We start from the raw sequence: 11146 nt of genomic DNA on the forward strand, positions 1-11146 counted from the left end.
TTCAAAACTAGAATCTGAAGTGTGAGAACGCTTTGTTAGCTTCAGCCATTTTGTGCGTATCTTCTTTCTTCTTAACAGCAGCACCTTCACCTTTAGAAGCTGAAATGATTTCTCCTGCTAATTTTTCGAACATTGTTTTTTCACCACGTTTACGTGAATATGAAATTAACCATTTCATACCCAAAGCAATTTTGCGTTCAGGACGAACTTCCATAGGAACTTGGAAGTTAGCACCACCAACACGACGAGATTTAACCTCTACAGCTGGCATAACGTTGTTTAAAGCTTTTTTCCAAGCTTCTAAACCGCTTTCGCTAGTTTTTTGCTCTACTAATTCAATCGCGTTGTAAAAAATATCATATGCTGTAGATTTTTTACCATCATACATCATATTGTTTACAAAACGAGTTACCTGAGTGTCGTTAAACTTTGGATCAGGTAAAATGATTCTCTTTTTTGGTTTTGATTTTCTCATTTTTCTTTCCTCCGTTTAATTATTTCTTTTTACCTTTTGCTGGCGCAGCCGCTGCTTGTCCTGGTTTAGGACGTTTAGTTCCGTATTTAGAACGACGTTGGTTACGACCTGCTACACCTGAAGTATCTAATGCACCGCGGATAATGTGGTAACGTACACCTGGTAAATCTTTAACACGACCACCACGAATCAAAACGATTGAGTGCTCTTGTAAATTGTGACCTTCTCCAGGGATGTAAGCGTTGACCTCTTTACCGTTTGTTAAACGTACACGAGCTACTTTACGCATTGCTGAGTTTGGTTTTTTAGGGGTAGTAGTATATACACGTGTACATACACCTCTTCGCTGTGGACATGAGTCCAACGCTGGTGACTTACTCTTGTCAACCAGAGCTACTCTACCTTTTCTAACTAATTGTTGAATAGTAGGCATTTACCTGATTTTGTTATTTAATTTAATTCTTAAATTATTATAAGTTCGCAAAGATAACGATTTTATTGTTAAATCGTAGCACCTCGCCAATTAGTTTTCCACATTTTGCTTGAATATCTTTGACTTAGCTTTTAGATCAACTTGTTTTTAAGTAAATAAGCAACAATCTGATCCGCTCCATATTTTGACAAATGGTCGTCATCATGCATATACGGGTCTTGACCGTTATATTTATTTACTTCAGGTAGATTATAAACATCTATATAAATATCTTTAGAAATAAAAGTTTGAAGATAATTATTGACATGGGCAGACTTCGGATCAAGATAGTTCGCTTCTTTTACCGCGCTATTTTTAGTTTGTAACGCCAATATATTGGGGAAAATGATAGAATAGCTAGGTGTTTGTCCGATCATTTTCAGTACAATATTCTTTTCTTTAAAATATTGTATTACTTTTTGAAGTTTGAACTTTAAAGTTTCATCTGGATATTGTTGTGAACCCCAAAAACCAACAAGGATAACCTCGTCTATATGCGCTGCATTTTGAGGGATAAATTTCTGATACATATAGTCTATGAGTTCACAAGATGCTTTAGGCCCCTTTGTATCTAATAACGGATAGGTTGTAGATACTGTTGCTTGCAACAGATTGATATCTTGTTTTGCGAGTTGCTCTTTTAAACTTTGTGCAAAAACGCCAGCGTGACTATCACCCAATAAAAGTATATTTTTTTTATTAGGGGCAATGTTAGCGCAGATGTCAAAATTATATTGACTGAATGTATTGTCTATATCCAGATGGCAGATTCCCTTTCTAAACTGAAATGGAAGATGTTGTTTTCTATAATTTGTATTGTAATTAGTGAGGTGTTCAATCTCCTTATTAATTTTCAATTGATCATATGGGAATAGCATCATGACTGCGGCTGCTATAGTAATTCCTACCGCTGAAGCTAAAGTGAAACGTACTTGATTGAATTTTTTATTAGACTCAATGGTGTAAAATGAGATGCACGCACAAATAAAGGAAAGAGTAAGGATGGTAATAATAGTGTAAGACTGATTTAGTCCCAAATAGATCGTAAATACATAGATTGGCCAATGCCATAAATATAGCGAATACGATATCTTGCCGATCCATTGAAGTGGTTTGAAAGATAGTGCTTTAAAGTCATATTGTACAAGGAGGATGATAAATGTAGCCACTACCGGAATAAGAGTGTAATAAGACGGCCAACTGATATCGTCCTCTTTGAGTAAAATAATGCATCCTATTAGGGTACTATATCCAAAGAACGCAAATAATTTTCTCCACAATTTTGGTATTTTTTTGGGGATATCTGCCCCCCATAGGCATGCAAGTCCACCAAATAGCATTTCCCATGCGCGTGTTGGGAACATATAAAAGCTGAATGATTGATCTCTATGATTAAAATAAAGGTTCAGACCGAACGAAAGGATGATCAAGCTTATAAATAAATAAATGAACTGCCTTTTGTTTGTCAGATAGTAATTTCGAAATGGATAGAGGAGTACGGGATATAGTAGATAAAATTGCCATTCGACAGATAAAGACCATGTATGCAATAATATGTTGTTTTGCGAAGCGAGATCAAAATAGCCACTATGGATGTAGTAATCTATATTAGAAATAAAAAGAATACTGAAAAAGGAATTGTTTCCAAGTTGTTGTAAATCGTTGGGTAAGAGAATTAAATTGCCAATTATCGCTAGACCAATAATTAGAAAAAGAAGGGCAGGGATGATGCGTACAATCCGCTTGATATAAAACTGCCGGAAAGAAAATATGTGGTCTTCAAATCCTTTAAGAATAATATGCGTCATTAAATATCCCGAGATGACAAAGAAGATATCTACTCCACTGAATCCACCATCAAAATAGGGGATTTTGAAATGAAAAAAAAGTACCGCTAATACAGCTAATGCACGTAGTGCTCCAATATCATTTCTAAATTTCATTATTAAATATGACCTGTTGTAAGCTGCAAATCTGAGCAAAATAATTTAGTTCACCTACTAATTTTTTTCATCTATTATCGAATCAGTATTGAAAAATCTAAGTAAGCATCTATAGTAAGATTTTTTTCAATGAATTGTCAATTTTTATAATATAGCTGAGAAAAGATGATTTTTTCTAACTAAATTTAAACATCTGTCAAAAAAGAGTAAATAGGAGGAGTTTTTTATCAAGTAAAATAGCTGTGTTATGAATTATTTAGAAGATGTTCAAAAATTGTTTTTGTACTATAAACATTTAGTTGATAGCACTATAAACCAATTAACTGATAATCAGTTGTTTTGGCAGTATAATCAAGAGAGTAATAGTGTCGCGATATTGATTCAGCATATATCAGGGAATATGAAATCACGATTTACAGATTTTCTAACTTCGGATGGTGAAAAAGAATGGCGTAACCGAGATGCTGAGTTTGAGTTGGCTGATCAGGATAAAATGAGACTGTTGCAAGAATGGGAGGAAGCTTGGAAAAACTTATTTGTCACGTTGAAAAATTTGCAGTTTGAAGACTTGGGTAAGACAATTTATATTCGAAATCAAGGCCATACTGTTGTAGAGGCTATTAATAGGCAACTGTCACACTATCCCTATCATGTTGGACAGATTGTTATGTTAGGGAAGATGATGAAAGGGAATGATTGGCGCTCTCTATCTATCCCAAGAGGAGAGTCTGATGTATATAACTCGGTTAGATTCATACAATCAAAACGAACAGAACATTTTACAGATGAAATATTGCGCCATTTAGATGGTTAGTTAGTTAGTTAGTTAGTTAGTTAGTTAGTTAGTTAGTTAGTTGAAAAATGCCCCCAAAAAGAGTAAGAAACTCAATTTGGAGGCTGTAGTTGTTATTGTTTCAGGATTTGATTAACTGATTAAAGTAAAGTCAATTTGACGTTTGTCAAGATCAACTTTTTTAACTTTGATCTGTACTTCATCACCTAATTGATATTTCTTTTTCTTTCTTTGACCAATAATCGCAAAATTCTTTTCATCTAAGACATAAAAATCATCGTTAATATCTCGTAATCTAACCATACCTTCGCATTTATTCGTTTCGATTTCGACATACATTCCCCATTCAGTTACGCCAGATATAATTCCTGTATATTCAGTTCCAATTTGTTCTTGTAAAAATTCAGCTTGTTTATATTTAATCGAAGCACGTTCGGCTTCAGCAGCTTTCTTCTCCATCTGTGAAGCGTGCTCACACATTTTTTCATAATGGTCTACATTGATTTTATTACCACCATCTAAGTAATGTGCCAATAATCGGTGGACCATTACATCAGGATATCGACGGATGGGGGAAGTGAAGTGCGTGTAATAATCAAAAGCAAGTCCATAATGACTTGTTCCTTTTGTCGTGTAGATCGCTTTTGCCATTGATCTTATTGCAAGAGAGGTAAGCATGTTTTGCTCCTTGCTACCTTCAATTTTTGTCATTAGCGCATTTAATGATTTCGCGGTCTCTTTATCTGATTTTATAGTTAGCTTATGTCCAAATCGAGATGCAAATTGAGAAAATGTTGCTAGTGTCTCTGGATTGGGTACATCATGAAAACGATATACAAATGGTAATTTATTTTTACCCTTACCTTGTTTACCAATATATTCTGCTACTTTTCTATTCGCAAGAAGCATGAAATCTTCAATAAGTTTATGTGCATCTTTTCTCACCTTGGTGTAGACTCCCGTTGGCTTACCATTTTCATCCAAAGTGAACTTTACTTCTTCGCTTTCAAACGCAATTGCGCCATTTTTAAATTTGCGTTCTCGCAGAATATAGGCTAACTCATTTAATTTTAGTATTTCTGCAGTAAAATCTCCTGATTTTGTTTCAATGACCTCTTGGGCTTCTTCATAAGAAAATCTCCGGTCGGAGTGAATGATAGTTCTTCCAAACCATTGGTTTACAATATTGGCTTTCTCATCGAGCTCAAAGACTGCAGAGAAACATAGTTTATCTTCATGTGGACGAAGTGAACAAACTCCATTGGAAAGTCTTTCAGGAAGCATTGGAATCACCCGATCAACTAGATATACTGAGGTCCCTCTTTCGTAGGCCTCTTTATCTAGTTCAGTGTCTGGGATGACAAAATGTGAGACGTCGGCGATGTGTACACCAATTTCATAATTGCCATTCTCAAGTTCTTGAAAAGATATCGCATCATCAAAGTCTTTTGCATCAACAGGATCAATGGTAAAAGTAGTAATATTTCTAAAATCTCTTCTTCTGGCAATCTCTTCTTTGGAATAGCTATCAGGCAGTGCATTTGCCTCTTCTTCGACTTTTGTCGGAAATTTTAAAGGAAATCCATAGTCGGCCAAGATGGCATTCATCTCCGTATTATTTTCTCCTTTTTTACCAAGAATTGTCTTTACTTTTCCAATAGGATTTTTTGCCCCTTGTGGCCAATCAATAATAGAGACGACTACCTTTTCACCATCTTTTGCACCTTCAAGGTTATCCAATGGAATGAAGATATCATGTAACATTTTGCGATCATCAGCAATGAAAAATGCGAAGTTCTGAGAAAGGTTGATGATACCGGTAAAATCTGTTTTTGCACGTTGGATGATTTCTACGACTTCACCTTCTTTTTTACGTCCTCTACTTTTTTCAAAAGTGTGCACTTTAACGATGTCTCCATGAAGAGCTTGTCGTAATTTTCTCGGCGCTACAAAGATGTCATTTTCGAATTCATCTTCAGGTATAATATAAGCAGATCCTTCGGCAGTCATATCAACTTTCCCAGTTACGTAAACTTTGAGTTGACGTAGCTTAAATTTTCCCTTTTCAACCTCTAAAAATGGACTATTTTTTGGGTGCTCAGTCAGGATATTGGCGATGGCTATTTTGGAATCGGAATCGTGAACATTCAATTTTGATGCGACTTGTTTATAGTTGAGGGGTTTGTTGTTTGACTTCTCAAAGATGTCGATGATGAGCTGTGTCAAAACCTCTTGGTATGGGTTTTCTTTTTTTGTCGTCATACGTGTTTTTTTTACTTTTTATTATGTTTTGAATAGGGGAGAGCCATGTAGTTGATCTTGAAATTTGTGATCATAAATTATTGCTGTTTTGTATCCCTGTATCACTTACAATATACACATATTAATCTGAAAAATGAGGCAATAGTATTTTGTTTGTTTCATGTTTTCTTTTGAGTATATTTTTAATTTGCTTTAGCTTTGTTATACTGTTGATAAATAGGTGTTTATATTTGTTTTTGCTTAATTATTCTGATGAAGAAATTTTTCGGACGTTTGTATTTATATTTTAAGCTGATCTTTTTATATTTTGCTAAAATATAAGTTGTAAAAAAATTATTTAATGGAGTTTTTTAATAACCTTTTAATGAGTGGGTTATTTTTTTAATTGCTAAATTTTAGCATTTAAATATATTAAATAATTAGCTTTGATCATTGCTATAAATTAGAGGAAAATGATATTTCCATAAAGAAAGTAAAACCAGCAAATACCATCGATTTGGAAGCAGTATCGTGTTTAGTTTTCCGTGCAATGATCACAGAGCCCAAGTGCATTTATAGCTACTGTTTCTAGTTTGTAACCTTGTGGAAGATTAAATTTTGGAAGATTGATTTCTTCCATACAATAGACAGAATTACACCGCCTGCAGATGAAATGAACATGTTGATCGTGGTGATTATGTTCGGAACAATTTGTGGAACAAAGGGCATAAGTTGCCGTTCCATTGAGATCAAAAATTTTATGCAATATACCCTTCTCTTCAAAAGAAGCTAGTACACGGTATAGCGTAACCCGATCAATTTCTTTACCAATTAATTTTTCCAATTCTGGTTGTGAAATTGCTGATTTCTTAGTCGATATTGTTTCTAAAGTTCGGAGTCTAGGTTGCGTTACTTTTAAATGATATTGCTTTAGCAAAGCTGTAAAATCGACAGGCTCAAGTACTGCTTTTTCATGTTGTTGATCTTTACTCATAATACAAAAATACATCATTATTCCTATATAAAAAAACGGTCAAAAAACAAGTTTATGTTACTTGCTTTTTGACCGTTTTATAAAAATGCTTTATCTCAAATTATTTACCCGCAGCTTTGGCGTGATCAGCTAAGAAAGTAGCAAGACCGCTATCTGTTAAAGGGTGTTTCAATAAAGCAGTGATAGCTGATAATGGGCCAGTCATAACATCAGCTCCAATTTTAGCACAACCTAAAATATGTGCACTATTACGTACTGATGCTGCTAAGATTTGTGTAGGGAAACTATAATTATCGTAGATCAAACGGATCTCTTCAATAAGCCCTAGGCCATCTGTCGAAATGTCATCTAAACGTCCGATGAAAGGTGAAACATAAGTTGCTCCAGCTTTTGCAGCTAGTAATGCTTGACCAGCAGAGAAAACCAAAGTACAATTTGTTTTGATTCCTTTTTTACTGAAATATTTAATTGCTTTAATACCATCTTTGATCATTGGAACTTTAACAACAATCTTGTCATCTAGTTTTGCAAGCGCCTCTCCTTCTTTGATCATTTCTTCGTAATTTGTAGAAATTACCTCTGCACTTACATCCCCATCTACGATAGCACATATGGCTTTGTAATGATTGATTACATTTTCGTCACCACTAATTCCTTCTTTGGCCATTAAACTTGGGTTTGTTGTTACCCCATCTAATACACCTAAATCTTGTGCTTCTTTGATTTGCTCTAAGTTTGCTGTGTCAATAAAAAATTTCATCTCGTATTGAATTGATTGTTAATTGTTTGGTTTATTTACCTTTAAGGGGCAAAGTTATCGATTAAAATTCACTAATCTTGTGCTGAATTGAAATTACTGCACAAATATTGCTTAATATGAACTGTTCATAATAGCTTACCATTTTCATTTACTTCTATTACATGTTGATATGCAGATATTTCGTTCTCTTGAATACCCGAATTTTCGATTACATATAATCGGTCAAGCGATTTCATTGATGGGGACGTGGATGCAGCGTGTTGCCATTAGTTGGTTGGTATATAAATTAACGGACTCGGTATTTTGGCTAGGTTTTGTTTCATTTATATCGTTGCTTCCTTCTTTAGTATTATCACCTTTTATAGGAAGCTTTGTCGATAAGCACAAGAAATATAGGCTTGTGTTTATGACTCAGATAGGTTTGATGATCCAAGCAGGGATTCTCACATTATTGGTATATCTAAAAATGGAAACGGTTTTATGGCTATCTATTTTGGGATTTGCACAGGGGGTAATCAATGCATTTGATGTATTAGGCAGACAATCACTGATGGTACATCTAGTTGATAATAGAAAAGATTTACCTAATGCTATCGCACTTAACTCTTCTATATTCAATGCTGCGCGTATGGTCGGTCCAGCTATAGGAGGGATCCTTTTGAGCACTTATGGAGAAATGATGTGTTTTAGCAGCAATTTTTTGAGTTTTATACCTGTTCTGATTACGCTATGGATGATGAATGTGACTGAAAATACTGCTAGTTTAAGTAAAGGAAGCAATTGGCAAGGATTAGTTGAGGGTTTTTTCTATTTGAAGCGATCTCCACATATTTTTTCGCTCATCATTGTCATGACTTTTTCAAGTCTATTGGTCATTCCGTATACCTCGTTGCTGCCTGCTGTAGCCAAGGAGATGTTCCATGGTGATGCAGGTACCTTTTCCTGGTTTGAAAGCGCTGCAGGTCTTGGCGCAATGATTGGCGCGATTAATATGGCCAGATTGAAGTCGGGTACAAATATGCGCTATCAAGTAATGGGTGCAGCCTTATTAATGGGTGCGGCTTTATTCTTATTAGGTCATTCCTCTGTGTTGGTTTTGGCTTTAGTCTATACAGCAGTCGTTTCTTTTGCTATGATGATGCAGAACTCTAGTATCAACACTTATATACAGACGCATGCGATGCCCATGTACCGCGCTCGAGCAATATCATATTATGTGATGGCGTTCCAAGGTGTTTTTCCAATAGGAAGTTTACTAATAGGAGCATTAGCAAGCTATTTTGGGTTGCGAAGTGTTTTATATTTTATGGGCGGAGCAGGAATACTGATTGCTATCGCTTACTATTTGTATTTAAGGATGCATATCCATAAAAGACTATTTAAGTTTTAACCTTCTTTTAAGCAGTTTGAGCGTCTTCTTTTTATAATCAATCACAGCACCATAACGAGCTAAAATGTCTCCTCCTAACACTCCAATTACAGGTTGTAAATTCATCTGTTCATAGGCATAGTTGATTGAGCTCAGGTCTAGTACAGCAGCTTTGTAGTTTTTGATGGTCCAGTCCTGCATACTAAGATGCGGTATATGGATCAAAAAACTTTGCATGGTATTAGTGCCCAATCCAGATGAAAGTGTATCTGTACTTTCCAATTGAAATTGATCCGAATGTATAGTTTCCAATTGATTTTTATCAAATACAGTCTTTGACGCTCCAGTATCCAGGACCATAAGATGAGCAGTATTGAATAATGTAACTTCAACTAGGATATGAGTACCTTGTTCTTGTAATTGTAAAAGCCTTAGTGGGATAATTGCCATACTTCAAACATAGAAAAAATATATGCTTACCGAAAGGATAAATTATATTTTTAACATAATTATTATACCTGATCTAAGGTTCGCCTAAGTGCGGTTGGGTTATTCAGGTTTTTAAATTGAGTCGGTGTAAGACCTGTATTTTTTTTAAATTGGTTGCTGAGATAAGCAGTACTCGAATAATTGAGTTTTTCCGCGATCTCCGCCAAAGTTAGTTCATCATAAATTAACAACTCTTTGATGTATTCTATCTTTTGAAAAATAGCATATTTTTCAATACTCGTTCCGCTTACAGATGAAAATAATGCACTCAGAGTACTATATTCCAGAAATAGGTTATCACATAATATCTCTGAAAGGTTTCTATTTAAATATTGGTATGGCTGACGCGTGTAATCGATGATCACTAGTTTTATTTTCTCAATAACACGCGTGTTTTTATCATCTATCAATTCAAATCCAATAGCATGCAAGCTTTCTTGTATATGTTCGCGTTGTGCGGGTTTCAAGGTTCCTTCTAAGGTAACGACACCTAATTGAAGATCACTATAAGGGATATGCAACTCTTTAAATATATTTTCTACAGCCATCTTGCATCTATTGCAGACCATATTTTTAATAAAGAGTTGCATATAATTTTTTATAAAACGTTAATTTCTTTTAATACATTATTCATGTTGCGGACCGCCTCAGCACTTTTATGTAATTTTTGCTTTTCCTCTTCCGACAAGTTCAAAGGTACGATTTTATCCCAACCATTTTTATTAATGATAACAGGGACACCTAAAGTGATATCTGATAGTCCAAATTCTCCATCTAAAAATACACTAGCTGTGAAGAGTTTATTTTGATCACGAACAATACTCTCGACGACAGCTGCAGTTGCTGCTCCTGGAGCATACCAAGCCGATGTACCAATTAAAGCTGTCAATGTAGCACCTCCCACCATTGTTTTTTGTACGATTTCATCTTGCTCGTCTTCGTTCAAAAAATCACTTACAGGAATACTGTTCCAAGTAGCATGTTTGATCAGCGGAATCATTGTAGTATCGCCATGACCACCTATAACAATTGCATTAAGGTCCCCTGCAGAAGCATTTAATTTATCACTTAATTGATATTTGAATCGAGCAGAATCCAGTGTTCCGCCCATACCGATAATTCTATTCTTAGGCAGGCCAGAACTTTGTAGGGCAAGATAAGTCATTGTATCCATAGGATTAGAAACGATCACAATAATGATATCTGGTGAATGTTTAACCAAATTATCGACCACCGTTTTAACAATGTTAGCATTCGTACCAATTAACTCTTCTCTAGTCATTCCAGGTTTTCTAGGAATTCCAGATGTAATAACCGCCACTGTCGAACCAGCTGTAGCACTGTAGTCATTGGTAACGCCTTTAATTTTAGAATCAAAACCTAATAAGGCAGCAGTCTGTGACATATCTTGTGCTTTACCTTCTGCAAAACCCTCTTTAATATCTAAAAGTATGATTTCTTCAGCAACTTCTCTTCTCATTAAATTATCTGCAGTGGTCGCTCCAACTGCTCCTGCACCAACTATTGTAACTTTCATAAGCTTGTTAATTTTGGTCCTTAGACATTAATTTTTCTTTGAATTTACTCATTAAATGGTAGGAATACAATTA

11 protein-coding genes are annotated in these 11146 nt (G+C 35.1%); 2 read left to right on the forward strand and 9 right to left on the reverse strand.

Going from position 1 to position 11146, the window contains the following annotated elements:
* Positions 1–7 precede the first annotated feature (7 nt).
* The 3 genes from rpsG to B3P23_RS02265 form a co-directional block, all read right to left on the reverse strand.
* Positions 8–475 carry a 30S ribosomal protein S7 gene (rpsG, locus tag B3P23_RS02255; RefSeq protein WP_045756100.1) on the reverse strand — a complete coding sequence of 156 codons (468 nt, stop codon included), beginning with the start codon at positions 473–475 and terminating at the stop codon, positions 8–10.
* A gap of 19 nt (positions 476–494) precedes the next feature.
* Positions 495–908 carry a 30S ribosomal protein S12 gene (rpsL, locus tag B3P23_RS02260; protein ID WP_002993550.1) on the reverse strand — a complete coding sequence of 138 codons (414 nt, stop codon included), beginning with the start codon at positions 906–908 and terminating at the stop codon, positions 495–497.
* A gap of 131 nt (positions 909–1039) precedes the next feature.
* Entirely contained in the window at positions 1040–2890 is a 1851-nt protein-coding gene (locus tag B3P23_RS02265; protein ID WP_293924193.1) for an acyltransferase family protein, read from the reverse strand.
* Between the two features lie 247 nt (positions 2891–3137).
* On the opposite strand from B3P23_RS02265, the gene B3P23_RS02270 reads away from it, so the two are divergent.
* Positions 3138–3704: a DUF1572 family protein gene (locus B3P23_RS02270; RefSeq protein ID WP_045756102.1), complete on the forward strand. Its 567-nt coding sequence runs from the start codon at positions 3138–3140 to the stop codon at positions 3702–3704.
* Positions 3705–3815: 111 nt separating this feature from the next.
* Here B3P23_RS02270 and rnr read toward each other — a convergent pair whose 3' ends face one another.
* The 3 genes from rnr to fsa all read right to left on the reverse strand — a co-directional run bounded on the left by rnr (position 3816) and on the right by fsa (position 7678).
* Positions 3816–5945, reverse strand: a complete 2130-nt coding sequence (gene rnr, locus B3P23_RS02275) for a ribonuclease R (protein WP_045753708.1) — start codon at positions 5943–5945, stop codon at positions 3816–3818.
* A gap of 514 nt (positions 5946–6459) precedes the next feature.
* Entirely contained in the window at positions 6460–6918 is a 459-nt protein-coding gene (locus tag B3P23_RS02280; protein WP_045753709.1) for a Fur family transcriptional regulator, read from the reverse strand.
* A gap of 100 nt (positions 6919–7018) precedes the next feature.
* Positions 7019–7678 carry a fructose-6-phosphate aldolase gene (gene fsa / locus B3P23_RS02285; protein WP_021188478.1) on the reverse strand — a complete coding sequence of 220 codons (660 nt, stop codon included), beginning with the start codon at positions 7676–7678 and terminating at the stop codon, positions 7019–7021.
* A 169-nt stretch (positions 7679–7847) separates the two neighbouring features.
* On the opposite strand from fsa, the gene B3P23_RS02290 reads away from it, so the two are divergent.
* Positions 7848–9068, forward strand: coding sequence for an MFS transporter (locus B3P23_RS02290; RefSeq protein WP_045753710.1), 1221 nt, complete (start codon positions 7848–7850; stop codon positions 9066–9068).
* Here the strand turns inward: B3P23_RS02290 and B3P23_RS02295 are convergent.
* From B3P23_RS02295 to B3P23_RS02305, 3 genes are all read right to left on the reverse strand, one after another.
* Entirely contained in the window at positions 9054–9497 is a 444-nt protein-coding gene (locus B3P23_RS02295; protein ID WP_045753711.1) for an aspartyl protease family protein, read from the reverse strand. The genes B3P23_RS02290 and B3P23_RS02295 overlap by 15 nt on opposite strands.
* A gap of 62 nt (positions 9498–9559) precedes the next feature.
* On the reverse strand, positions 9560–10105 hold the full coding sequence (locus B3P23_RS02300) for a helix-turn-helix domain-containing protein (RefSeq protein WP_248755841.1): 546 nt from the start codon (positions 10103–10105) through the stop codon (positions 9560–9562).
* A 29-nt stretch (positions 10106–10134) separates the two neighbouring features.
* On the reverse strand, positions 10135–11073 hold the full coding sequence (locus B3P23_RS02305) for a malate dehydrogenase (RefSeq protein ID WP_293924200.1): 939 nt from the start codon (positions 11071–11073) through the stop codon (positions 10135–10137).
* Between the last annotated feature and the right edge of the window lie 73 nt (positions 11074–11146).

Source organism: Sphingobacterium sp. UBA6320 (assembly GCF_002440335.1).
Taxonomy (GTDB): domain Bacteria; phylum Bacteroidota; class Bacteroidia; order Sphingobacteriales; family Sphingobacteriaceae; genus Sphingobacterium.

What these genes read in the sequence shown, in the direction of transcription:
- rpsG (WP_045756100.1), bottom strand. Translation starts at nt 475, where the DNA reads ATGAGAAAATCAAAACCAAAAAAGAGAATCATTTTACCTGATCCAAAG.
- rpsL (WP_002993550.1), bottom strand. Translation starts at nt 908, where the DNA reads ATGCCTACTATTCAACAATTAGTTAGAAAAGGTAGAGTAGCTCTGGTT.
- B3P23_RS02265 (WP_293924193.1), bottom strand. Translation starts at nt 2,890, where the DNA reads ATGAAATTTAGAAATGATATTGGAGCACTACGTGCATTAGCTGTATTA.
- B3P23_RS02270 (WP_045756102.1), top strand. Translation starts at nt 3,138, where the DNA reads ATGAATTATTTAGAAGATGTTCAAAAATTGTTTTTGTACTATAAACAT.
- rnr (WP_045753708.1), bottom strand. Translation starts at nt 5,945, where the DNA reads ATGACGACAAAAAAAGAAAACCCATACCAAGAGGTTTTGACACAGCTC.
- B3P23_RS02280 (WP_045753709.1), bottom strand. Translation starts at nt 6,918, where the DNA reads ATGAGTAAAGATCAACAACATGAAAAAGCAGTACTTGAGCCTGTCGAT.
- fsa (WP_021188478.1), bottom strand. Translation starts at nt 7,678, where the DNA reads ATGAAATTTTTTATTGACACAGCAAACTTAGAGCAAATCAAAGAAGCA.
- B3P23_RS02290 (WP_045753710.1), top strand. Translation starts at nt 7,848, where the DNA reads ATGCAGATATTTCGTTCTCTTGAATACCCGAATTTTCGATTACATATA.
- B3P23_RS02295 (WP_045753711.1), bottom strand. Translation starts at nt 9,497, where the DNA reads ATGGCAATTATCCCACTAAGGCTTTTACAATTACAAGAACAAGGTACT.
- B3P23_RS02300 (WP_248755841.1), bottom strand. Translation starts at nt 10,105, where the DNA reads ATGGTCTGCAATAGATGCAAGATGGCTGTAGAAAATATATTTAAAGAG.
- B3P23_RS02305 (WP_293924200.1), bottom strand. Translation starts at nt 11,073, where the DNA reads ATGAAAGTTACAATAGTTGGTGCAGGAGCAGTTGGAGCGACCACTGCA.